The sequence below is a fragment of the Methylobacter sp. BBA5.1 genome (assembly GCF_000746145.1).
GTDB lineage: Bacteria > Pseudomonadota > Gammaproteobacteria > Methylococcales > Methylomonadaceae > Methylobacter > Methylobacter marinus.
Genome location: NZ_KN050816.1, coordinates 48,316 through 71,154 on the forward strand (window position 1 = coordinate 48,316; position 22,839 = coordinate 71,154).

At 53.4% G+C, this 22,839-nt stretch carries 22 protein-coding genes; 15 read left to right on the top strand and 7 right to left on the bottom strand.

Annotated elements, in window-relative coordinates; all coding sequences use genetic code 11:
- The gene (locus tag EK22_RS22090; protein WP_036254548.1) at nt 1–1,275 is read left to right on the top strand and encodes a YfiM family lipoprotein; all 1,275 of its coding nucleotides are present in this window, start codon (nt 1–3) and stop codon (nt 1,273–1,275) included.
- Between the two features lie 68 nt (nt 1,276–1,343).
- Here EK22_RS22090 and EK22_RS22095 read toward each other — a convergent pair whose 3' ends face one another.
- On the bottom strand, nt 1,344–2,348 hold the full coding sequence (locus tag EK22_RS22095; RefSeq protein ID WP_036254550.1) for a cytochrome-c peroxidase: 1,005 nt from the start codon (nt 2,346–2,348) through the stop codon (nt 1,344–1,346).
- 390 nt (nt 2,349–2,738) lie between these two features.
- Entirely contained in the window at nt 2,739–3,029 is a 291-nt protein-coding gene (locus EK22_RS22100) for a hypothetical protein (protein WP_036254552.1), read from the bottom strand.
- A gap of 153 nt (nt 3,030–3,182) precedes the next feature.
- On the opposite strand from EK22_RS22100, the gene EK22_RS22105 reads away from it, so the two are divergent.
- Nucleotides 3,183–4,106, top strand: coding sequence for an arginase (locus EK22_RS22105; protein ID WP_235209476.1), 924 nt, complete (start codon nt 3,183–3,185; stop codon nt 4,104–4,106).
- Here the strand turns inward: EK22_RS22105 and EK22_RS22110 are convergent.
- Nucleotides 4,031–5,041, bottom strand: a complete 1,011-nt coding sequence (locus EK22_RS22110) for an ornithine cyclodeaminase (protein ID WP_036254554.1) — start codon at nt 5,039–5,041, stop codon at nt 4,031–4,033. The two genes, EK22_RS22105 and EK22_RS22110, sit on opposite strands and share 76 nt — an antisense overlap.
- Before the next feature lie 159 nt (nt 5,042–5,200).
- Between EK22_RS22110 and EK22_RS22115 the strand changes: the two genes are divergently transcribed.
- From EK22_RS22115 to EK22_RS22140, 6 genes are all read left to right on the top strand, one after another.
- Nucleotides 5,201–5,944 (top strand): FAD-binding oxidoreductase, encoded by a 744-nt coding sequence (locus EK22_RS22115; RefSeq protein ID WP_051962031.1) that lies wholly within the window; start codon nt 5,201–5,203, stop codon nt 5,942–5,944.
- Between the two features lie 116 nt (nt 5,945–6,060).
- The gene (locus EK22_RS22120; protein ID WP_036254555.1) at nt 6,061–8,325 is read left to right on the top strand and encodes a PAS domain S-box protein; all 2,265 of its coding nucleotides are present in this window, start codon (nt 6,061–6,063) and stop codon (nt 8,323–8,325) included.
- Between the two features lie 278 nt (nt 8,326–8,603).
- A complete protein-coding gene (locus tag EK22_RS22125; RefSeq protein ID WP_020159961.1) occupies nt 8,604–9,857 on the top strand; it encodes an RNA polymerase sigma factor in 1,254 nt (417 codons plus the stop codon).
- Nucleotides 9,858–9,939: 82 nt separating this feature from the next.
- On the top strand, nt 9,940–10,332 hold the full coding sequence (locus tag EK22_RS22130; RefSeq protein ID WP_020159960.1) for a YciI family protein: 393 nt from the start codon (nt 9,940–9,942) through the stop codon (nt 10,330–10,332).
- Nucleotides 10,333–10,444: 112 nt separating this feature from the next.
- Nucleotides 10,445–10,867 (top strand): YciI family protein, encoded by a 423-nt coding sequence (locus EK22_RS22135; protein ID WP_020159959.1) that lies wholly within the window; start codon nt 10,445–10,447, stop codon nt 10,865–10,867.
- Nucleotides 10,868–11,004: 137 nt separating this feature from the next.
- Nucleotides 11,005–11,469: a VOC family protein gene (locus EK22_RS22140; protein WP_020159958.1), complete on the top strand. Its 465-nt coding sequence runs from the start codon at nt 11,005–11,007 to the stop codon at nt 11,467–11,469.
- 218 nt (nt 11,470–11,687) lie between these two features.
- Here the strand turns inward: EK22_RS22140 and EK22_RS22145 are convergent, their stop codons facing one another.
- The 4 genes from EK22_RS22145 to EK22_RS22160 all read right to left on the bottom strand — a co-directional run bounded on the left by EK22_RS22145 (nt 11,688) and on the right by EK22_RS22160 (nt 16,476).
- Nucleotides 11,688–12,887, bottom strand: coding sequence for an aminotransferase class V-fold PLP-dependent enzyme (locus tag EK22_RS22145; protein WP_020159957.1), 1,200 nt, complete (start codon nt 12,885–12,887; stop codon nt 11,688–11,690).
- Complete coding sequence (locus tag EK22_RS22150) at nt 12,868–13,965, bottom strand: tryptophan 2,3-dioxygenase family protein (RefSeq protein ID WP_020159956.1); 1,098 nt, start codon at nt 13,963–13,965, stop codon at nt 12,868–12,870. Before EK22_RS22150 ends, EK22_RS22145 begins: the two co-directional genes overlap by 20 nt.
- 389 nt (nt 13,966–14,354) lie before the next feature.
- Nucleotides 14,355–15,284: a CDF family Co(II)/Ni(II) efflux transporter DmeF gene (dmeF, locus tag EK22_RS22155; RefSeq protein WP_027147369.1), complete on the bottom strand. Its 930-nt coding sequence runs from the start codon at nt 15,282–15,284 to the stop codon at nt 14,355–14,357.
- Nucleotides 15,285–15,612: 328 nt separating this feature from the next.
- Nucleotides 15,613–16,476 carry an SIR2 family protein gene (locus EK22_RS22160; RefSeq protein WP_036254556.1) on the bottom strand — a complete coding sequence of 288 codons (864 nt, stop codon included), beginning with the start codon at nt 16,474–16,476 and terminating at the stop codon, nt 15,613–15,615.
- Nucleotides 16,477–17,106: 630 nt separating this feature from the next.
- Here EK22_RS22160 and nifH point away from each other — a divergent pair.
- The 7 genes from nifH (at nt 17,107) to EK22_RS22195 (ending at nt 22,833) form a co-directional block, all read left to right on the top strand.
- A complete protein-coding gene (gene nifH, locus EK22_RS22165) occupies nt 17,107–17,982 on the top strand; it encodes a nitrogenase iron protein (protein WP_020159953.1) in 876 nt (291 codons plus the stop codon).
- Between the two features lie 97 nt (nt 17,983–18,079).
- A complete protein-coding gene (gene nifD / locus EK22_RS22170; protein ID WP_036254558.1) occupies nt 18,080–19,564 on the top strand; it encodes a nitrogenase molybdenum-iron protein alpha chain in 1,485 nt (494 codons plus the stop codon).
- A 201-nt stretch (nt 19,565–19,765) separates the two neighbouring features.
- Nucleotides 19,766–21,337: a nitrogenase molybdenum-iron protein subunit beta gene (gene nifK, locus EK22_RS22175; protein ID WP_036254559.1), complete on the top strand. Its 1,572-nt coding sequence runs from the start codon at nt 19,766–19,768 to the stop codon at nt 21,335–21,337.
- A gap of 102 nt (nt 21,338–21,439) precedes the next feature.
- On the top strand, nt 21,440–21,658 hold the full coding sequence (gene nifT / locus EK22_RS22180; protein WP_020159950.1) for a putative nitrogen fixation protein NifT: 219 nt from the start codon (nt 21,440–21,442) through the stop codon (nt 21,656–21,658).
- 11 nt (nt 21,659–21,669) lie between these two features.
- On the top strand, nt 21,670–21,870 hold the full coding sequence (locus EK22_RS22185) for a 4Fe-4S binding protein (RefSeq protein ID WP_020159949.1): 201 nt from the start codon (nt 21,670–21,672) through the stop codon (nt 21,868–21,870).
- A 4-nt stretch (nt 21,871–21,874) separates the two neighbouring features.
- Nucleotides 21,875–22,570 carry a dinitrogenase iron-molybdenum cofactor biosynthesis protein gene (locus EK22_RS22190; RefSeq protein WP_036254560.1) on the top strand — a complete coding sequence of 232 codons (696 nt, stop codon included), beginning with the start codon at nt 21,875–21,877 and terminating at the stop codon, nt 22,568–22,570.
- Entirely contained in the window at nt 22,567–22,833 is a 267-nt protein-coding gene (locus tag EK22_RS22195) for a DUF6129 family protein (RefSeq protein ID WP_036254563.1), read from the top strand. The genes EK22_RS22190 and EK22_RS22195 overlap by 4 nt, the downstream gene beginning before the upstream one ends.
- Nucleotides 22,834–22,839 lie beyond the last annotated feature (6 nt).

The following is a 22,839-nucleotide window of genomic DNA, read 5'->3' on the forward strand; positions in this document are numbered from 1 at the left end:
ATGAAAACTTTATTCCGTGCCTTGAGCTATTGCCTGTGTGCATTAGTGTTTTTCTGCGTCATGCTGGTCCTGTTTGCGGTCGGCAACACGCCTGAAACCGAGTTGGGCTGGTCGCTGACGCACGAGGATGTGGTCAGGGCAAAAAAAATCCTGCATGAAGGCGCTAAAACCCGGCCAGACGAAATCCATACGATTGAACTGACCGAAGCCGACCTCAATCTCGCCGGCAATTATCTGTTGAACCGGTACAGTAAAAGCGCCGTCAGAATTGAACTGAAAGACAACAAAGTCAGATTCAACGTCACGGTAACCCTGCCTGAAAACGGCCTGGGCAAATATTTGAATATCAGCTTCAGATTAGGCAGTGAAAACGACGCGCCCCTGCCCGGCATCACGAAATTTAAAGCCGGAAAGCTATTGCTGCCAGCCAAACTCGCCGCGTTTGTTATCGACAAGGTAATTCAGCATTCATCGTTGAATGACTATTTCATCCTGGCGACCCGGCCCATTAAAGCCGTGCAAATTGAAGGCAAAAAACTGACCATCGCTTACAATTCCGACGCGAAAACCCTGATACAGGCCAAAAATTTCCTGACTCAGGGGCATGACGGCGACAGCCAGACGTACAATGTCTACCAGCAAAAACTGGCCGAGATCGTTGCCCGGCATGACCCGGCCTGGCGCCTGTCGCTGGCGGAGTTGCTAAAACCGCTGTTTGAACTGGCCTGTCAGCGCTCTAGCCTGGAAAATGCCATCGAAGAAAACAGGATCGTTATTTTTACCGTCAATGAATACGTCAATAAACGGGAAACCGAAAAATTCCTGCCTGCGTCCAAGCCCTTGCCGGTTACCGAACAACAGTATTCGGCCTTCATGTATAAACGAATAGACCTGGCCAAGCACTTTATCGGTTCCGCGGCACTGACCGCATCGGCCAACGGCCAGATTGCCCAGGCCATAGGCGAGGAAAAAGAGTTGAGAGATGCCCGGGAAGGCAGTGGCTTCAGCTTTATCGACCTGGCCGCCGACAAGGCCGGCACCTACTTTGGCGAAATGGCTACCTCATCGCCTGAAAACGCCCGCAGAATGCAGAAAGCCATGGCCGCGATAAACGATTACCGGGACTTTATGCCGGATCCCCGGGATCTGCCTGAAAATATGGATCTGGCGGAATTCGAAAGACGCTTCGAGTCCGTCAACAGTCCGGCTTATCAAAAAATCATCGAGCTGATTGACAGGCGCATAGCGGCGGCGCCAATTTACCGCGGGCAATAAAAAAGGGAGCCAGAAAGCTCCCCTTTGCAAATGAGGGCGGCCGACCGGCCGCCCTTGCCGAAAACGGCTTAGTTTAAAGTGGTACCGGGCGTACCTGGCAGAACCGGCATTGTTTGTTTGGGGAATTCACCAGTCAAGGCATTCAGGAAAGCCACGATATCAGCCACCTCTTCCTTGGACAAATCCTTGCCTAATTGCAGTTTCGCCATTAAGGTTACGGCTGAGTCCAGCGTTTTAACCGAACCATTGTGAAAATAAGGCGCCGTTAAAGCGATATTGCGTAAGGTAGGCACTTTCCACATATGCTCGTCAGCGGCATTTTTGCTGACTTCCGCTACCCCTTTATCCTTCTTGAAATGATATTGCGCTTCAAAATAACCATTGCTGTTGATAGGGAACTTCTGGAACGCGCCTTCGCCGTTAAAGGCAGGGCCGCTGTGGCAACTGGTACAGCCTATTTCCTGGAATTTCTGCATACCGCTGATTTGCTGGGCCGTCAAAGCGGATTCGTCGCCATTGACATATTTGTCATAAGGGCTGTTCGGCGTAATCAGGGTTCTTTCATAAGCAGCGATCGCTTTGGTCGCGTTATCCTTGGAAATCGAATCCTTGCCGAATGCTTTCTCGAAAAGCCCTTGATAACCCTCGATGGCTTTCAGGCGCGCCACGACGTCATCCCAACTCTTCATGCCCATTTCAATAGGATTGGTCACAGGGCCTGCCGCCTGATCTTCAAGGCTTGCCGCCCGGCCGTCCCAGAACTGGACTTTGCTGAACGCCGCATTCCAGACTGTCGGTGAACTGCGGCCGCCTGTTTGATCATGGACGCCTATCGAATTCGCTCTGTTGTCCTCGCCGCCTAACATGGTGTTATGGCAAGATGCGCAGGACAGTGTACCGGTCGAAGACAAACGCGGATCGTGATATAGAATTTTACCGAGCTCTATTTTAGCTTCCGAGGAAGGGTTATCAGCCGGTTCAGGCGCTTTTGCAGGCAAAGCCTCCCAGGCTGAAGCAACAGAAACGCTGCCAGCAAGCATCAACGCTGAAACCAGCGAACGAATTTTAAACATACCATACTCCAAAATTATTATTAACCATAAGGGCGACTGCGGGGCAACTGAAATCACCCGATGACTTTCTTTTTATAATTCACCCAGCGAAATTGTAAGGTATCAAACAAACAAGGTTCAATCAATTCTTACCCTTTCTGATCCATATGATACACACCCCTGACGGCACGCGCGGAAAAGCATCCGCTTTCCTGTAGCAAAGCCTGTAGCATGTCAGTCCCGGCAACCATGTGGCTAGGGCATTTATTCATTAGTCGGAAACATTACCTTCAGGCATGCGTCGCCATGAAAGACAAGCTATCCACTGACCGATAGGGCGTCAGAGGTTTTCATAAATCCGGTAGGGTACGCATCGCGTACGAGACTGTGAAAGTATTCAATTTAAAAGATTTAACCACGAAGGACACGAAGAGCACGAAGCTTTAAGTTATTGATTAATTTTATTTTTTCTTCGTGTCCTTTGTGATCTTCGTGGTGAATAAGGCTTTTTATGATGCTTTTCACTAATTCTTTCACAGTCTGGTACCTGTTGGGATGACTTTCACCGGAACCGCTGGAGAAGGTACGCAATGCGTACCCTACGGTATTTTTCAGGCAGGCCTGCCAATAACAATAGTCAATTTTTACAACAGCCGTTGCTTTCAGGTAACGGCTGATTGCACTAAAGACACGCCCTGCCATACCGGTATTTCCGACCTGAAAATCGATATCTCCCCCTGCCGTTCTCGGATGACTGGCTATCCGTGAGCCCAAGCATCCTCCCCTGTGTTACCATCCGCTAAAATCGCCCCGGATCAACTCATGTTTCGATTCTTTTTTCAGGAGGAAACGGTTATGACCAAATTACAGACACTGGGGATTGCCTCTTGCCTGGGCGGCCCCATGCAGTCATGCGGTTATGCGGCTGAATTGCTGCGCGAGGATTTGGTGCTGCAGCCCTTGCACGATAGCGGCCTGCAGCTGCAATGGCATATCCTGCAGCCTGACAATCGAGGCTCAAAGGATGACCAGTTGTATCGGCTCAACCGGCAAGCCAGCCGGCTGACCCGGAACTGGACCAAAGCCCGCCGCCCGTTCCTGGTGATCGGCGGCGATCATTCCTGCGCCATGGGCACCTGGCCCGGCGTTCTGCAAGCCTTGCCGGAAACAGAGGACCTGGGGCTGATCTGGATCGATGCACATATGGATGCCCATACCTTTGAAACCTCCCCTTCCGGCAATATTCACGGCATGCCTGTATCGGCCCTGCTGGGCAAGGCCGACAGCCGGCTGTCGGCCCTGTACCCGGCCGACCACTTCATCAAGCCGCAACACCTGATCCAGATAGGCATCCGCAGCTACGAGCAGGAGGAGTATGCGTTATTGCAAGAGGCGGGCGTCAGGATTATTTTTGCCGATCAAATCAGCCATCTCGCCCAGACCTTACAGGCGGCGATAGCACAGCTGAGCCGGACCTGCAGCCTGATCGGCATCAGCATAGACCTGGACTTTATTGATCCCGCCGATGCGCCCGGCGTCGAAACGCCGGCCCCGGACGGCCTCCGGGCGGACGAACTCATGTCGGCGCTCAGGTCAATCAAGCGCGACGCCAGGATATGCGGCCTGGAAATCAGCGAATACAATCCTGAAAATGACCAGGACAATAAAACGCTGGACCTGATCAGAGCCATTATTGAAGCGTTCTATGGCGACAGCAGGCCAAACAAGTCCTTGGGATCCTGCACTTCGGGAATCAACGGCATGTCCGTGCCCAGATGATGCTCGCAGGCCAGTTCATACACCAGACGCAAGATCGAGAAATCCTCCAGGGCAAATCCGACCGAATCGAACACGGTGATCTCATCCGCGCGTTCCCGGCCCGGCTTGAGCCCCCCGACCAGCTCCCATAACTCGGCATACACATCGTCCGCGTCGCACTGCTGCACTTCGCCTTCGACCAGGGCCTGCGGCGTGTATTCGACAACCAGCTTGGTCGCCGACAGTAAGGCGTGGCCCAATTCGGTTTTGCCGGGGCAATCGCCGCCCACGGCCTGAATATGGGTGCCGGGCGCGATATCATCCAGCGTGAACAGTGTTTGGCGCTGCTTCGCCGCCGTTGCCGTGACGATGATATCGGCCTCCCGCACGGCCTCTTTAATACTGCGGCACGGTATCAGCTCGAACGGATAAGCCGAGAGATTCCCGGCAAACTTGCGCATGGCGCCGGCATCCGCATCAAAGAAGCGTATCCGCCGCAGCGGAAACACGCCGTTAAACCCCAGCACCTGAAACTCCGCCTGCGCCCCGGTGCCGATAATGGCCAGCGTGCCGGACTCCGGTCGGGCCAGATAGCTTGCCGCCAGGGCACCGGCCGCGGCCGTCCGGAAGGCGGTCAGCAGCGTCATTTCGCAGATCATGAGCGGATAGCCCGACACCACTTCGCTTAACTGGCCGACGGCGATAACGTTGAGCTTGCCTTCCGAGGTATTGCCGGGATGGCCGTTCACATATTTGAACGTGTATAAACGGTCATCCGAACAGGGCATCAATTCGATGACCCCATGCGCGTAATGCGTGGCATGGCGCGCTGACTTGTAAAACGCATGCCAGCGGGCAAAATCTTGCTTCAACGCGCTCATCAGCTGGTTGAAAAATGCTTCAATACCGACGATCGCTATCAGTCTTTGTATATCATTGACAGTCAGAATTTTCATGAACCGGCTCATTCGTTTTTGGTCACATGTCGGTGGGACTATAAATGTCATGCTGTAGTTCGAGTTCGTTTCAGGTTATACGCCGCAGCCAATGAAAATTAAAGCAATCGACACCTAACATGAAAAAATATTAATGCTTAAAAATGAGGCCAATAAATCATGAAGACGCCTGCGGTTTTACTGACTGCTGAAAAAATCAGGACCTGCCTGATTGCCAAGGACCGCTTAAACGACACGATAATCCGCTTGCGTTTGGGTATTCCTGAAACAGGCTACGACTATTATGCCGGTCAATACCTGACGCTCTACAATAATCAAGGCGTCGGGCGCACCTATTGCCTGTCCAGCCTACCGGGACTGGATGATTTTCTTGAATTGCAGATCAGCCTGACCCCGCACGGCGCGCTGACCAGTTGGATTTACGGGGAACTCAAGGCCGGCGATCAAGTAAGGATCAGCCCCGCGTCGGGCGACTGTTTCTATCTGCCCGGCAATAACCGCCAACCCATCATGCTGATCGGCACCGGTATCGCGCTGGCCGCCCTGTACGGCATATTGCGCGATGCCTTGATAAAAAACAAACATAAGGGCGACATCCGATTGTTCCATCAAACGCACAGCCCCGATGAATATTACCTGATTCAGGAATTAATGGCGCTGCAGGCGAAATACCCTAATTTCAGCTACACCCATTTTATTCACTGCAAGAATCCCGTTAATATTGATGTATCCGCCAGATCCACCAGCGAAATGGCTTTCGGCACGATCGGACAGTTATCCCACTGGCAGTTATTTCTCTGCGGCGATCCGTCGGTAATCAAAGAGGTCAAGCAGGATGCCTTTTTATTGGGCGCCAAGGAGAAAAACATTTTTGAAATGCCTTTTACCCTGCCGGGCGAATGAAGGCCGTTCAGGCATGAGTGGAAAAATACGCAGGTCCATGACGGAAATGGTTATAGTTCCTTTATTATGGGCCATTGGCAACATCATTTTTCTTATAGCTCACCCAACAAACAATAATGCATCGACTCCTAGACAACCTCAATTTCAATCTCGTCATTATTGAGCTGGACTACTCTAAAGCGACAGGCATGCCGCGTATCAAGAAAGTCAACCTCTCGGCCGCCACCCTTCTAGGCTACAGCAAACAGGAGCTGATTAATAAACCGCTGGATCTTATCTACGCTCCCGAAGCCATCCCGGAACTGCGGCAAACCGTTCTGGACGGCTTGAACGACGGACATCCGGCTAAAAACCTTGAAGTCGAAATCATCACCAAAGCCAACAGCAGAATACAGGCTCTGGTTTCGCCGTCTGTCCTGCCCGGCCCGCAGGATGCCAAAGCAGCCGACATCATCCTGCTGATTCACGACATCAGCGATAGAAAGCGCATCGACAAGGAACTGTTCATGATGCACAGGGCCCTGGAACAGAGCGCCAGCGCCGTCGTCATCACCGACACGGAAGGCCGCATCGAATACATCAACCCGAAGTTCACCGAACTCACCGGTTACACATCGCAGGAGGTACTGGGCCGGAATCCCAAAATACTGCAATCCGGATCAACTACTCCGGAGCAATATCAAGCCATGTGGGAAATGCTGTTCAAAACGGGCGAGTGGCACGGCGAAATCAGAAACAAAAAGAAAAACGGCGACATATACTGGGCCTATGAAAGCATCAGCGCCATTAGAAACCGGCTGGGGGAAATTACCCATTTCGTCTCCGTGGCGGAAGACATCACGCTGCGCAAGGAGGCCGAATCGGCGTTAAGCGAAAGCGAAGAGCGCTTTCGACAAATGGCGGAAATCACCGGCGAATGGCTGTGGGAACAAGACCCCCGCGGCTACTATATCTACAGCAGTACGGCCGTTAACCAGATTCTCGGCTTCAAGCCCGAGGAAGTAACCGGCAAGCACTATACCGAACTGCTAACCGCCAACGACAAAGCCGACCAGCTGCATTTCGTCACCATGCGCCAGCCTTTCCACGCCTTGATCAACCATTATCAACATAAAGACGGCCATGAGGTGCTGACCGAATCGACCGGCCTGCCGATCATCGACGCCGATGGCAAGCTGATCAAATGGCGCGGCGTCGACAGGGACATCACCGCCAAGAAACATTTTCAGGATGCCCTGATAGACAGCGAAAAGCGCACGCGCCTGATCATCGAAAGCTCCATCAATGCCATCGTGCTGATGGATGAGCGCGGCATCATCACCGACTGGAATCAGCGCGCCGAAAAATCCTTCGGCTGGTCCCGAGACGAAGCCATCGGCCAGCCGCTCAAAGACCTGATCATCCCGCCGCGGTTTCGCGGCGCGCATCAGAAGGGCCTGGAGCATTTTTTGCAGACCGGCGCCGGCCCCTTGCTGAATCATCAGGTCGAGCACGTCGCCATGCGCCGCGACGGCTCCGAATTTCCCGTCGAACTCAGCATTGCTCCATTGAAACTGGGTAATACCTATATCTTCAGTGGTTTCATAAACGACATCACGGACCGCAAAGCCGCTGAACTGCAGATTCGCCAGACCCAGGTCAAGCTGGCGATCGCGCAGAGCGAAATAAAAATCGCCCGCCAGATACAAGCCTCCCTGCTGCCGACGGCCTCGATCAAATCGGATCATTTTGAAGTCACCGGTTTTTGCCTGCCGGCCAATCAGGTCGGCGGCGACTATTTCGACTATTTCATCCGCAATGAAGACCGCCTGGACATGATCATCGCCGATGTTTCCGGCCATTCCATCGGCCCCGCCCTGTTCATGGTCGAAGCCCGCAGCGCCATCAGGACGCGGGCCAACGGTCCGGAGACCCCGGCCGAGACGCTCAGCCTACTTAATACCTTTCTTTACGAGGACCTGGATAATTCGGACTACTTCATGACCTTGTTTTACCTGCAATATGACATTCGCGAGCGCCTGTTGCGCTTTGCCAATGCCGGCCACCCGCCGCCCTTGCTGCTCAGCCTTTACGAATCGGAATGCCGCCAGCTCGATGCCGACGGCCTGATCATGGGAATACGCGAAAATGTCGAATTTGAGGAAAAAACCACGGCACTTTCGCCAGGCGATCTGATCTTGCTGTACACGGACGGATTAACCGAGGCCGAAAACATCCATGGCGAGTTTTTCGGCCTGAAACGCGTCAATGATATTCTGGTTAAATACGCGCATCAGTCCCCGCAGATGATTATCGAAATTCTGCTGAAACAGCTGAAACAATTCTGCCAGACCGAATCGTTTAAAGACGACATTACCTTGATGATTTTCAGGTGCGGCTAGCCCGAATATTTCATAAAAAAGCAGGCAAATCCCGTCGAGTTCTATAAAACTCAGTTCCTTAGATTGAATTCGAATAAGGATTTGATCGTGACGATTTATACTGCAGCTCAAAATAGAATATCCCGCCTTTAAACGTCGTAACCTACAAGCCCAATTCAGCACACCGCCATCACCAGCGATGACGGTGTGCTGCCAAATTTCAGGGTGACAACCATTCTCAAACCGATACTATATTGACTGTTCGCTCGCCAAAAAGAAGATAAGACCAGGTAGCACCCTTGAGCAAAAATACCGATCCCAACCTGAGCAAAACCCTGGAAGCGGTTTACCGGACCGAGTCGCGGCGCGTACTGGCGACCTTGATTCGCCTGCTGGGAGACTTTGATCTCGCGGAAGAAGCTTTGCACGATGCATTCCGGGCCGCGCTGGAACAGTGGCCGCAAGACGGCGTGCCGGCCAATCCCCGGGCCTGGCTGGTGTCGGCCGGCCGTTTTAAAGCCATCGACAACAGGCGGCGTCATGCCCGCTTCGATACGCTGGATGGCCTTGATGAGCAGGCCGGCATAGCCGTCGACGACGCGGCGGCGAGGCAGAATGAGGGTGTCGAGGATGATCATCTCAGACTGATTTTTATTTGCAGCCACCCGGCTTTAACGTTTGATTCCCGGATTGCTTTAACCCTGCGCGAAGTATGCGGCCTCACGACGGAAGAAATCGCCCGCGCCTTTCTTGTTTCACCCACGACAGTGGCGCAGCGCATCGTGCGCGCCAAGGCGAAAATCCGCGATGCCCGCATTCCGTATGAAGTGCCTGCGCACGAGGCGTTGCCGGACCGGCTGGATGCGGTTCTGCGGGTAATTTATCTGGTATTCAACGAAGGTTATTCGGCCTCTGCCGGCAGCGATCTGACGCGGCATGATCTCTCGGGCGAGGCTATCCGTCTCGGCAGGCTCCTGGCCGAACTCCTGCCGGAGGAGTCGGAAGCAGTCGGCCTGCTGGCGCTGATGCTGCTGCATGACTCGCGCCGCGCCGCCCGCACATCGCCGGAAGGCGATCTGATCCTGCTGGACGAGCAGGACCGCTCGCTTTGGAACCGCGGGCAGATTGCAGAGGGCCTGACACTGGTTATGCGGGCATTCAGATCGAAAAGCATCGGCGTCTACACGCTGCAGTCGGCTATTGCAGCTGTTCATGCGCAGGCTCCCAATACCGGCGAAACCGACTGGCGGGAAATCGTCGGACTTTACGATCTGCTGTTACAGGCAACGTCCTCGCCGGTGGTTGAACTGAATCGTGCGGTGGCGATAGCCATGCGGGACGGCCCGGAAGCGGGCCTTGATCTGATCGATGCCCTGCTTGCACGCGGCGATCTTGCCGACTATCACCTGGCGCATTCGGCGCGAGCGGACATGTGTCGCCGGCTCGGCCGGATGGAACAGGCAAGAACGGCTTACCGGCAAGCCCTCAATCTTGCCCGCCAGGAACCTGAGCGGCGTTTTTTGGCGCGGCGACTGGCCGAGCTGCAAAATTGATCGGCGCATTGTCGATTTCGGGACAGGCCGATCGACTATAGGGTGTCATCAAGTTTTTTCGATTATGAATAAGGAGGCAATCATGAAATATCTATGCCTGGTCTACAGCGAGGAAGAAAAACTGCACGCCTTGCCCGAAAGTCCGAAGGATGAGGAATGTCTGGCTTACGACGTGGCGCTCCGCAAAAGCGGGCATTGTATTGCCTCGGAGGCGCTACAGCCGATCGAAACCGCCACTACCGTGCGGGTTCGCAATGGCAAGGTATCCATTACCGATGGCCCTTTCGCCGAGACCAAGGAGCAACTGGCCGGGTTTTATCTCATCGAGGCCAGGGATTTGAATGAAGCGATCCAGCTTGCTGCGAAGATCCCGCCGGCGCGCGTGGGCAGTATCGAGGTTCGGCCCATCCGGCCGATCCGGGAAATGGTCGAGGCCGGAAGACACCATAACGCAGATATATCGCCCCTGCCGTAAAAATTGTCGATCATCGTGTCGATTTCGCTTCGCCTCATTCGACTAATAGGCAGAACCGCAGTAAAAACGTAAGAAACCCGGTTCAAAACCCATGTCACCAGGAGAATAAACAATGCGATTCATGATTATAGTCAAGGCCACTCAAGACTCTGAAGCCGGCGTTATGCCCGGAGAGAAACTGTTAACCAGCATGGCGAAATTCCACGAGGAACTGGCGGAAGCCGGCATGCTGCTCGATGGATCGGGACTAAAGCCGAGCTCAAACGGGTGGCGCATACAGTATTCCGGAGAAAAGCGCAGTGTAATCGACGGGCCGTTTGCGGAAACCAAGGAGCTGATCGCCGGCTATACGGTGATTCAGGCGAATTCGAGGGCGGAAGCGATCGAGTGGACCTTGCGCTTTCCCAATCCCGTCGGAGATGGCGCTGATGCGGAGATCGAGGTGCGTCAGTTGTTTGAGCTGGATGATTTCGGCGACAGCGAGGTAATCGAATGCTTCCGCACGCTGGAGGAGGCTGAGGCTAGGACCGTATGAGTGTTGGCTTTAAAAATACTGTCGAATTCGCACTTCTCCGTTCGATTATGTGGCGAAGGCTGGACTCAGACAGTCGAATCTGTTCTTAAAAACATCCCGACTTTGAAAACTAAACTGAAACCGGAAGGAGAAAACACATGCCGCAAGTAAACCCTATCCCAGATTGGCTGCGCACGGTAACGCCGCATTTGGTTTGCGCCGGAGCCGCCGAGGCCATTGAATTCTACAAACAGGCATTCAATGCCGTCGAAATGATGCGTCTGTCGGGGCCTCAGGGCAAACTCATCCATGCCTGCATCAGAATTGGCGATTCGGCAATCATGCTGGCCGATGAGTTCCCGGACTGCGGCTCGTTCGGACCCAAGTCGCTCAAAGGTTCGCCGGTCGCCATTCATCTTCAGGTCGAAGACGTGGATGCGCTCTTCGAACAGGCCGTCAGAGCGGGTGCCGCTATCCGGATGCCGGTCGAAGAGATGTTCTGGGGCGATCGCTACGGCTATCTTGAAGATCCGTATGGTCATCACTGGTCGATCGCCACGCATATACGGGATGTGAGTATGGAGGAATTGCAGGAGGCGGCGCTGAAGGCATTCGGCCAATAGTCGTCCATGGTTGTACGAGTGTCGTCCTGGATAGTCGTTGCGGCGATCCAGGATGGCCCGCCGAAGTCAATGCAAAGGGCATCTCAATGGGCTCAGGTCTCGCAATCCAATATTTTTTCGGCGTGGAGTTTATGGCTCAGCATGTCTGCAACCCAATCAGTTCTCGTGAATTAACTGACGTTACGCACAGACAGAGGGTTATGCCGCTCGCCGCGCCATCAGCCATTGACCGCCGATTTCCGAAGCCGCCGGCAAAGCTCAACCACATCGGCTTCATCCTGATAAAGCCCGAACCCGAACCTCAACCGCCTTCCCCTGCGATCGATCAGGATACCGTTACTGTCCAGAATTTGCAGGCACTTTTCGGCGCTTTCCAAGGAACAGGCCTCGTAGGTCAGAAAATGCCCGTGCCAGTCCAGGGCAGGATCAAACAACGGCGTCAGTGACCAGCCCTGGCAGAAGGTTTGTGGCAGATGGTCAAGAAAGGTCTTTTGCAGCCTCACGACATAATCGTGAATGCTTCGCGTGTCGATGCCATCGGACTCGAACAAATCCCAGACGGCGTTAAACCGATAAAAACCGCTCGGGTCCTGCGTCGAGCCCATGAAGGCCATGGCATCGTCCGGGTAACCGACGGTCATACCGGCCGGCCTGGACAGTTGCGCGAACTCGGCATACCAGCCCGTGTCGGCCGGCCGCCAGTGGCCTTTCGGGATGACCATAAAGCCTATGCCCTCGCCGCCCTGACCGTATTTGTAGCCGCCGCCCAGATAGAAAAGCCGCCCCTCCAGACTGGACAGGTTACAGGGAATGGCCGCGAAGCCGTGATAGCCGTCGACGACAAAAAGCGTCGAATCAGGGGCCGCGTCAACCAGCGACGCCATATCGGCATCAGTCAAGGCCGCGCCCGAATCAAAGAAAACCTGGCTCAGAAAAACCAGGTCGTGCCTGTCGGCAAGCGCTGAACGCATGCCGTCCAGGAAAGCGGCTCTCTCCCGAGGAAAATTCGCCGCATCAACCTGATGAATGCTAATTCCGGGAATTTCCATTAATCTGAGAAATTGCCGACGCCAGGAATGAAATTCGCTGGTTGTGGTAAGTATCTTTAAATGTGTCCGGCCCAGGAAAAGCGACAGCAGCCGGACGGAAAGCTCATGAGTGTTCGGTGCCAGGGCGATTTGCCGGGTATCTTTCAGGCCCAGGATTCTCGCGATGTGGCGTTGCGTTTTCGGCAGCGTCTCGGAAAAAATCCTGCCCCATTTTTCATCGCTCAGGCTGGCGCAGTCGTCCCAGCAGGCGATTTGCGCCTCGCGGCTGACATCGGGCCAGAAATGATGGGAATGGGCGCGAAAATGCAGTTTCCCCGCATGGCCTTGCAAAAAACGCCTGTAGTAGCGCTTAGGATTGGAAAGCGTCATAGACGATATCCAGCTGGTCCTTAATGGCCCCGGGCAATGCCGGCGCCATGGATTTGGGCATCAGAAAGGTAGCCAGATTGAACAGGTCCAGAAACGCGCGGTTTCTTTCCGTCGTCAGTTTCAGGTATTCATGCCCCGAAGAGCCGCCGGTTCCGATTTTAATGCCGAGTATCCTGTGCACCATGAGCGCATGGCGAAAGCGCCAGGTCGTGAACTTTTCATCCACCTCGACCAGAGCACTGAGAATTTCAAAAGGCATTTGCAGGGCCGGATAATCGCGGTACAGAAAAATGAACACGGCCGACAGCATCGCTTTCTGCGACAGCCTGATTTTGCCCTGCGCCCGCTGTTCGGCGAATTTATCGGCATTCAGCAGTGTCGCGAAGGTTTCGCGCGTCGTTTCCAGGTTTTTCAGCTCCATCGCCCGCAAGGGCTCGTCCAGGCCCGGATTGTTCAAGATGATCTCATAATCCTGTTTGAGCATCTTATGCACGGCCAGCGAATACTCGCCCCAGAAATCATAGCCTTCAAATTGCGAAAAAGGCATGCGCGCCAGCCACTCCTCCAACAGCTCGAAGATACTGGTGTTGTTTTCCGCCTGTGCCAGCGTTTTCCTGTCTTCCGGTTTGAGGCGGGAATTGATGAACTGCTTTTCAATATCCATCCGGTGTTCAGGCCTGATGCCTAACGCCGCCTCCACCAGACGAAACTGCAGGCTTTGAAAACCGGAAGCCGGCACCAGATAATCCCTGAATTCCATGAAATCCAGCGTGGTCATGGTTTCCATGACCTGAATCTGATCGATCAAAATCTGTTGAATGGTCGTGACTCTTTTCAGGCGGGCATTGATGATGTACAGGTCCGTGGAGGGCACGAACGGCCGGGCCATGATCTGGCGGATGGAATCCAGCTCATGCAGGATCTGCTTGAACCAGAGTTCGTAGGTTTGATGAATCACGATGAACAGCGTCTCGTCGTGAACCTCTTGCCCGTATTTCGCGCTTTCAGGCGCCTGGGCATTCAGGATTTTGGGCAGTTGCAGATAGTCGCCGTAATAAAGCGGGGGATGGATTTTCATAATAGCCTTACCCGTGAATAGGGAATCTCGAACCTCTGGTATCGTTAACGCTTTGGCCGTTGTTTGAACGAATAGGTTCCGGTTTGGGCAATCGTTAACGCAGGGTGCGCAGCGCGCACCTTTTCGGAATCAGACTGAGTCGGCGAATTATGGAAATGGCATGCCTTGCAATGTTATAACACCTGCTAAGGAACGCGCATAAAATAACTTCCTCAAGTGCGCGGAGAATTTCCGGTGTAGGTGCGAATTCATTTATGCCCTATGGGTACTTGTGCCCTTTAGGGTATTCGCACTGTGCGAATGAATTCGCACCTACAATTCCCTGATTTATTTCATGCCCATTACTAAGCGGGGCGTTCCGGGCCAAATCCATTCATCCCGGCAACGCATTATTCCTCGACTATGCAATCATCCCCGTAACATTTATTGACCTCAACGGTAATATGCGACAGCTTGTGGAAATCCTTCAGCAGCGCTTTGTAATATTGCGGGGCTTTAGGCGTGTGCGAGACCACCGATAAAATGATGGCGAAGTGGTTGGGGCCCACACGCCAGATATGCAGGTCTGACACGCGGTTATCGGCGTCGCTTTCTATTTTTTTCTTGACCGCTATTTTATAGCGGGCATCGATGCTTTCATCGATCAGGATCGGGCTGGTCTCTTTCATGAGACCATAGGACCAGCGCACGATAACCAACGCGCCGACCATACCCATGACCGGATCCAGCCAGTTCCACCCGTAATATTTCCCAGATACCAGCGCGATGATGGCCAGCACGGACGTGAGCGCATCGGCCAGCACATGCATATAAGCGGCCTTAAGGTTTTGATCGTGATGATGAGCATGACCATGAGGATGGTGATGATGGTCCCGCAGCAACAAGGCGCTGATCAGGTTGATCATCAAACCGAAAGCCGCGACGGCAATGGCTTCATCGAAGTGGATGATGCGCGGTTCCAGCAGGCGTTCCGTCGACTCGACGATCATCATCAGGGCCACGGCGCCCAATGCAATAGAGCTGGCGAAACCGCCCAGGACCCCTACCTTGCCGGGACTGAAGGCAAAAGTATCGTCATGGGCATGGACGCGGGAATAGCGGTAGGCGATGATCGTAATCATGAAAGCGGCCACGTGCGTGCCCATGTGCCAACCGTCGGCGAGTAGCGCCATCGACCCGAACACCGTGCCGGCCGTAATTTCCACGACCATGGTCAGGAAGGTAAGAACGAGTACCTGTTTGGTCCGTCTTTCGCCTTTTTTATGAATCACTGCAAAATCATGATGATGCTGCAAGAGTTTAAGTGCGCGAGCATGCATGCTGATATACCTGTTTTCTGATAACGACTGAACAACCGGCAATCGCTGCCGGTGATAAAGATTAAACCTCACTATGAATTTTTCAGGCATCAGCGTCAAGACCCGCTTGAACGATAAACAGTACCCTTATGATTTATAATCATTAATTTTTAACGATTGCCACGCAAGCCTTATAAAAAAACGACGCAAGGCACAGGGGGACTTCACCCTCTGTGCCTTGCGTCGTTTTGTATACTTAGATAGGCGGATTCGCCCGCGAACGGGGCTATAAAAGAATGAGTAAAAACAACATAAAAGCCTTATTCACTACGAAGATCACGAACGCTTTCTAAGCCGTTTTTTTATAAGGCGCCAGAAAACCGGCCGCATCGAGCAGGTCTTCCACACCGGCATCGATAATTTCCAGGCCCATTTTCTTGCAGAAGCGTTTTTCCTTGTCGGTCGGATTTTTGTTTAAAACCCAGCCTTTAGGCTCGGCCGCGGCATACACGATATCGCTCATGACCATGCGCTCGGAATCGCGGTTTAAAGGCATGCCGATCAACAGGTACTGCTTCTGCTTGCGGTACTCCTTAAGGAACTCGGGGATAGCGAAGCCGCCCATCAGTTCGGTGATGTAATCGACATAATCGGCATCCGAAGCAATATAGTTGGCCTCGGGCCTGGGCGTGCCCATCGGCTTGAACAAAATCGGCAAGCGCCGATCGACTTGTTCTTCCGGAATTTCGAAATAATCGCTGCCATCATAATGGTACAGCTTATAACGGTTCGGCTGGGCCGCGATTCTTGCTATGCCCGTAATCAACGTATGTTCCTCGTCGGCATAGCTGTCCTGCAACTGAGTATCCCGATTGATATCGATCACATAAGCCGGCCGCCATTCGTTCAGCCAATCATGCAAAGTGGCGCGCGTCCATTCCGTTTCACCATAAACCTTGGTGAGGAACTGGCCCAGAAAATTCCTGCCCCGTTTCAATTCCTGATTCATGGCCGCCCTGGGAAATTCGTACATAAGCTTGGGCGCCATGGGCTGGCCATTGTTCATGGCCAGAATCAGGCTGGTGCTGTCGGCCGGCATCGGCTCGCCGGTTGCCTTATTGGTGGCATCAAAAAGCACGCCGGGGCCTAAATAAGGCACGACTTTATTATCGTAAAGACCGCTTAATATTTCGGAAAATACATCGGAAGACATGGTTAACTCCTTTATGACTGATAGGTATGTCCGTAACTAAAGCAAAAATCACTCCAATTGCCGCCAAACACTCCCGACCTTATAAATAACAATCACTTATTGCCTTCAGGGTTGTTTAATAACGCCTCTGCATTCAACACCGATTGTGCTGTTCCCGACATTTCCGACAAATTGTCCATTTTTCTTTTTTTAATACCAGACGTTACGTCACAGACAGATGGTTATGCCGACCCGTTCAGGATTGGTCATTGAATAATGGCCTTGTTTTCTAAATGCGGGTAACGGTGGTACGGGCGATGCCTGCATCGCGATCAAAATCGCCCGGCAAGTCGCGATGTGTACCCTAAAGGCATCGCGCCCACGGAAACGGCCTTCACCTGAAGGGATATCGGAGCGAAGGCTTCAAGGCCAAATTGCCGCTAAGGCGTCAGCCGCGCTACAAACGCGCCACTGTGAACAAGCCGACATAAACCCTACAAAATGTCCGTAATACAACGCAGGCACAATCTGCCAAGCACTCGACTTTTTACTGTCAAATCAACAACATATTATTGTTTTTAGCGTTTGGCACGGGCTTTGCTCATTATCTCTTGCGTAACCAACAACAACGTTCTATGTAAGGAGAAAATCATGGCATTACGTCAATGTGCAATTTACGGTAAAGGTGGAATTGGTAAATCCACTACAACACAGAACCTGGTCGCCGCGCTTGCAGAAGCCGGCAACAAAGTGATGATCGTCGGCTGCGACCCGAAAGCCGATTCTACACGCTTGATGCTGCACTCTAAAGCGCAAACAACCATCATGAGTCTGGCGGCTGAAGCCGGCAGCGTTGAAGATCTTGAACTGGAAGATGTATTGAAAGTCGGCTTCGGCGGCGTCAAATGCGTTGAATCAGGCGGCCCTGAGCCCGGCGTCGGCTGTGCCGGCCGCGGTGTAATCACGGCCATTAACTTCCTCGAGGAAGAAGGAGCCTATGATGATGAACTCGATTTCGTTTTTTATGATGTTCTTGGGGATGTTGTGTGTGGCGGCTTTGCCATGCCAATCCGTGAAAACAAGGCGCAGGAAATTTACATCGTTTGCTCGGGCGAAATGATGGCCATGTACGCAGCCAACAACATTGCCAAAGGCATCGTTAAATACGCCAACTCAGGCAGCGTGCGTCTGGCCGGTCTGATCTGCAACTCTCGCAACACGGCTCGTGAAGACGAACTGATCATGGCGCTGGCCGAAAAAATCGGCACGCAAATGATTCACTTCGTACCACGCGACAACGTTGTGCAACGCGCTGAAATCCGCCGCATGACCGTTATCGAATACGATCCAAAAGCTAAACAAGCCGACGAGTACCGTCAACTGGCGCTGAAAATCCGCGATAACAAAAACCTCGTTATTCCGCAACCGATCTCCATGGATGAACTGGAAGAGTTAATGATGGAATTCGGTCTGATGGACGAAGAAGACGAGTCTATCATCGGCCAAACCGCGGTAGCAGAAGCGTAAAAATCCGTCACGAAATACTGGAGGGCGGTGCCGCCGCTCTCCAGTCCTAAAACTTGTCTGTTGGGGGATTGCCCACGGCATAAGTAGGAGAAACAACATGGCAGCAATGACAAGAGAAGAGACCGAAGCGCTCATACAGGAAGTGCTTGAAGTCTATCCGGAACAAGCGAAGAAAGACCGCGCCAAGCATTTAGCGGTCAACGACCAGTCGCTTGAAAAATCCAACAAATGCATCACCTCGAACCGTAAATCCCAACCTGGCGTCATGACTATCCGCGGTTGTGCTTATGCCGGCTCAAAAGGGGTGGTCTGGGGCCCGATCAAGGATATGATCCACATCTCCCACGGCCCGGTCGGCTGTGGCCAGTATTCGCGCGCCGGCCGTCGTAACTATTACGTCGGCACCACGGGCGTCAATACCTTCGGCACCATGAACTTCACCTCTGATTTCACGGAAAAAGACATCGTGTTCGGCGGCGATAAAAAGCTCGCGAAGATCATGAATGAAATTGAGGAACTGTTCCCGCTCAACAAAGGCATCAGCATTCAGTCGGAATGCCCGATCGGTTTGATCGGCGACGATATTGAAGCGGTCGCTAAAAAAGCCAACAAGGAAATCGGCAAACCCGTTGTTCCAGTGCGTTGCGAAGGATTCCGCGGCGTATCGCAATCATTGGGTCACCATATCGCCAACGACGCCATTCGTGACTGGGTTCTCGACGGTAACGAAGGCAAGGAAACCGGCTATGAAGTCTCCCCTTATGACGTGGCGGTTATCGGCGATTACAACATCGGCGGCGATGCCTGGGCTTCACGCACATTGCTCGAGGAAATGGGCCTGCGCGTTGTCGCTCAATGGTCCGGCGACGGCACCATCGCGGAAATGGAAAACACACCCAAGGTCAAACTGAACCTGATCCATTGCTACCGTTCGATGAACTACATCGCTCGGCACATGGAAGAAAAGTACAGCATCCCCTGGATCGAGTACAACTTCTTCGGCCCAACCAAAATCGCCGAATCGTTGCGCAAAATCGCCGCGCACTTCGATGAGACCATCCAGGCCGGCGCGGAAAAGGTTATCGCCAAATACCAGGCTGAATACGACGCTGTGATCGCTAAATACAAGCCACGTCTGCAAGGCAAGCGCGTCATGCTTTACGTCGGCGGCCTGCGCCCTCGCCACGTGATCGGCGCCTATGAAGACCTAGGCATGGAAGTGGTCGGCACCGGTTATGAATTCGGCCATAACGACGACTATGACCGCACGATCAAGGAAATGGGCAATGCAACGTTGCTCTACGACGATGTCACCGGCTACGAGTTCGAGGAATTCGTCAAGAAAGTACAACCTGACCTGATCGGCTCCGGCATCAAGGAAAAATACATCTTCCAGAAAATGGGCATTCCGTTCCGGCAAATGCACTCCTGGGATTATTCAGGCCCTTACCACGGTTATGACGGCTTCGCCATCTTCGCCCGCGATATGGACATGACCTTGAACAACCCGTGCTGGAAGCAAGTGAAAGTGCCCTGGAAAACAGCGGAAAGCGATGCGGTAGCAGTGGCTGCCAGCGCTTGATACGGAGGTAGGGTAGGCAATGCTCCTCAGGTATTGCCCACCTTATCAACTGGTACGCGATAGCCGCCAGGCCATGGATGCGTACTCTACGGCTGCAAGCGTTTTAACAGCCCAACAATGTTAGCTGGCGGTCAAGTCTCCTCACTTGACCGCCATCCTTCAACACGTCGTCCACAGATTAGTGGCGCGTAGGAGATTATCATGAGTCAAGAAGTCGAAAACATACAACCGAGTTATCCTTTGTTCAGAAACGATGAATACAAGGATAACCTGTCCAACAAGCGCGCGCTCTACGAAGAACGCCATCCACAGGAACAAATTGACGAAGTATTCGAGTGGACGACCACCAAGGAATATCAAGAACTCAATTTCAATCGTGAAGCGCTGACCGTCAACCCCGCGAAAGCCTGCCAGCCACTGGGCGCCGTATTATGCGCACTGGGTTTTGAGAAAACCATGCCTTATGTGCATGGCTCGCAAGGCTGCGTGGCTTATTTCCGCACTTACTTCAACCGTCATTTCAAGGAACCGGTTGCCTGCGTATCCGATTCCATGACCGAAGACGCGGCCGTGTTCGGCGGCCAGAAAAACATGATGGCCGGCCTGGAAAACGCGAAAGCCTTGTACAACCCCGACATCATTGCCGTATCGACCACCTGCATGGCGGAAGTCATCGGTGACGACTTGAACGCCTTCATCAACAACGCCAAAAAAGCCGGCCATGTCGAACAGGATTATCCGACGCCTTTCGCGCACACGCCCAGCTTCGTCGGCAGTCATACCACCGGTTGGGACAACATGTTCGAGGGCATGGCACGCTATTTCACCCTGAACTACATGGATGACAAGCAAGTCGGCTCCAACGGCAAGATCAACCTGGTCCCCGGCTTTGAAACCTATCTGGGCAACTTCCGCGTCATCCACCGCATGATGAAGGAAATGGGCGTCGACTACTCGCTGCTGAGTGACCCTTCCGAAGTGCTCGACACGCCGGCCGACGGCACCTTCCGCATGTACGCGGGCGGCACCACGCAAGATGAAATCAAGGATGCGCCCAACGCCATCGACACCTTGCTGCTGCAACCCTGGCAGTTGGACAAAACCAAAAAGTTCGTACAGAACACCTGGCATCAACCGGCTACCGCCATCAACATACCGATGGGCCTGGAATGGACCGACCAGTTCCTGATGAAAGTCTCCGAACTGACCGGCAAGCCGATCCCCGCTTCACTGGAACTGGAACGCGGCCGCTTGGTTGACATGATGACCGACTCGCACGCCTGGCTGCACGGCAAGAAATTCGCCCTGTACGGCGACGCCGATTTCGTCATGGGCATGACCAAGTTCCTGCTCGAAGTAGGCGCCGAACCAAGCGATGTGCTGTGCAACCATGCCAACAAACGCTGGCAAAAAGCCATGAACAAAATGCTGGCCGAATCACCTTACGGTGTCAACACTCAGGTTCATATCGGCAAGGATTTGTGGCATTTCCGTTCATTGATGTTCACTAACAAACCGGACTTCATGATCGGCAACTCCTACGGCAAGTTCATCCAGCGCGACACCTTCTACAAAGGCGAAGAGCACGAAGTGCCGTTGATCCGCATCGGTTTCCCGATTTTCGACCGTCACCACCTGCACAGAATGACGACGCTGGGTTACGAAGGCGCCATCTACATGCTGACCACGCTGGTGAATGCCGTGCTGGAGCAACTGGACAAGGAAACCAAAGGCATGGGAACCACGGACTACAACTACGATTTGATCCGTTAATTGTGGTCGGGTTAGCGTAGCGTAACCCGACAATCCATGCCAATTGTGTCGGGTTACGCTACCTACGCTAACCCGACCTACCTAAATTAAACGGAGACTCTGATGCCCAGCGTCATGTTGAAGAAAAACGGAGAAGGCAAACTGGTCTTCTATGTACCCAAAAAAGATCTGGAAGAAGTGGCCGAATCGGTCGAGTTCGACAGCCCCGACAAATGGGGCGGCGAAGTCGTGCTCAGTGACGGCTCGAAATACTACTTCGAGCCGATGGACGTGCCACCTGTCTTTCCTATTACCCTACGTGCAAAACGTATAGATGATTGAGGAGTTTAACCATGGCCTTATATATAGTTGAAGCTGACTGTATTTCCTGCGGCGACTGCGAGCCGGTCTGTCCGACCATGTCCATTTCCGAAGGCGCCGTTGTTTTTAAAATCGATGCCAAAACCTGCACCGAATGCGAAGGCGATTTTGACAAGCCGCAATGCGTCAAAGTCTGCCCGATTGATAACTGCATCCTGCCGCTGACGGCGTAAGACCATGAGCCGGAACGCGATTTCACGGGATCTGGCTTTGCGTATCGGGCTGGCGGCACGCGCCATGCCCGGTACCGACATTAAACGCCTGTTGATCGCACTGACTGCGTTTGCAGGCCAGCCCATTGATGAAGAAAAAATTGCGGCGCTGACCATCGCCGATATGAAGACGCTTTGCGACGGCGAATTATCAGGTTTCGACGACAGCGTGCTGCAACGGGGGTTAGCCGCGCTCAAGGGAGTGCCGGCCGAGCCTGAAACCGAAGCCTATGCCGATGGCGATATGCCAGGCTCCGTGCGCATCGCCTGCGCCAGCGACGACGGCATTCATATCGACGGCCATTTCGGCTCCTGCACCCGATTCATAATTTACCAGGTCAATGCCGACGAAAGCCGGCTGATCGACCTGCGCGACACAGCCATGCCGGACGGCTTCGAAGTCGAGGATAAAAACGTTTTTCGCGCCGGACTGATCAAAGACTGCCAGTTACTGTACGTCGCCTCGGTCGGCGGACCCGCCGCCGCCAAAATCGTCAAGCTTGGCATCCACCCGATCAAGCTGGCCGGACGCGATGAAATCCCTACCGTGATAAACAAACTGCAAGCTGTCCTGGCCGAGACGCCGCCGCCCTGGCTGGCGAAAGCCATGGGTGTGCAAGCCACCGACCGCATTCGATTCGAAAGGAGAGCTAGCGAATGATAACCGTTGAACAAACCCGCGAAATTGCCGAAAAAATTGCCCAAATGGGCGTCGATGAAATCGCGCTTTCCGCGCTCAGGCAGGAATACCCTGGCGTTCATTTCACTTACTGCATGGATGATGACCTGCCCAATAACGAACCGGTACTGGAGCGTGACGATTTCAATATTTACCTGGTTGACGGGCGCGATCACTGCCTGTGCCTGACCAATAACCATGACGTAGCCACCGGCATCGTCGTCGCCGAAATCATACCCGATTAGCCAGGC

Bases quoted from the DNA above. Each gene is read 5' to 3' on its own strand.
- EK22_RS22090 (WP_036254548.1), top strand. From the start codon at position 1: ATGAAAACTTTATTCCGTGCCTTGAGCTATTGCCTGTGTGCATTAGTG.
- EK22_RS22095 (WP_036254550.1), bottom strand. From the start codon at position 2,348: ATGTTTAAAATTCGTTCGCTGGTTTCAGCGTTGATGCTTGCTGGCAGC.
- EK22_RS22100 (WP_036254552.1), bottom strand. From the start codon at position 3,029: ATGGCAGGGCGTGTCTTTAGTGCAATCAGCCGTTACCTGAAAGCAACG.
- EK22_RS22105 (WP_235209476.1), top strand. From the start codon at position 3,183: ATGACCAAATTACAGACACTGGGGATTGCCTCTTGCCTGGGCGGCCCC.
- EK22_RS22110 (WP_036254554.1), bottom strand. From the start codon at position 5,041: ATGAAAATTCTGACTGTCAATGATATACAAAGACTGATAGCGATCGTC.
- EK22_RS22115 (WP_051962031.1), top strand. From the start codon at position 5,201: ATGAAGACGCCTGCGGTTTTACTGACTGCTGAAAAAATCAGGACCTGC.
- EK22_RS22120 (WP_036254555.1), top strand. From the start codon at position 6,061: ATGCATCGACTCCTAGACAACCTCAATTTCAATCTCGTCATTATTGAG.
- EK22_RS22130 (WP_020159960.1), top strand. From the start codon at position 9,940: ATGAAATATCTATGCCTGGTCTACAGCGAGGAAGAAAAACTGCACGCC.
- EK22_RS22135 (WP_020159959.1), top strand. From the start codon at position 10,445: ATGCGATTCATGATTATAGTCAAGGCCACTCAAGACTCTGAAGCCGGC.
- EK22_RS22140 (WP_020159958.1), top strand. From the start codon at position 11,005: ATGCCGCAAGTAAACCCTATCCCAGATTGGCTGCGCACGGTAACGCCG.
- EK22_RS22145 (WP_020159957.1), bottom strand. From the start codon at position 12,887: ATGACGCTTTCCAATCCTAAGCGCTACTACAGGCGTTTTTTGCAAGGC.
- EK22_RS22150 (WP_020159956.1), bottom strand. From the start codon at position 13,965: ATGAAAATCCATCCCCCGCTTTATTACGGCGACTATCTGCAACTGCCC.
- dmeF (WP_027147369.1), bottom strand. From the start codon at position 15,284: ATGCATGCTCGCGCACTTAAACTCTTGCAGCATCATCATGATTTTGCA.
- EK22_RS22160 (WP_036254556.1), bottom strand. From the start codon at position 16,476: ATGTCTTCCGATGTATTTTCCGAAATATTAAGCGGTCTTTACGATAAT.
- nifH (WP_020159953.1), top strand. From the start codon at position 17,107: ATGGCATTACGTCAATGTGCAATTTACGGTAAAGGTGGAATTGGTAAA.
- nifD (WP_036254558.1), top strand. From the start codon at position 18,080: ATGGCAGCAATGACAAGAGAAGAGACCGAAGCGCTCATACAGGAAGTG.
- nifK (WP_036254559.1), top strand. From the start codon at position 19,766: ATGAGTCAAGAAGTCGAAAACATACAACCGAGTTATCCTTTGTTCAGA.
- nifT (WP_020159950.1), top strand. From the start codon at position 21,440: ATGCCCAGCGTCATGTTGAAGAAAAACGGAGAAGGCAAACTGGTCTTC.
- EK22_RS22185 (WP_020159949.1), top strand. From the start codon at position 21,670: ATGGCCTTATATATAGTTGAAGCTGACTGTATTTCCTGCGGCGACTGC.
- EK22_RS22190 (WP_036254560.1), top strand. From the start codon at position 21,875: ATGAGCCGGAACGCGATTTCACGGGATCTGGCTTTGCGTATCGGGCTG.
- EK22_RS22195 (WP_036254563.1), top strand. From the start codon at position 22,567: ATGATAACCGTTGAACAAACCCGCGAAATTGCCGAAAAAATTGCCCAA.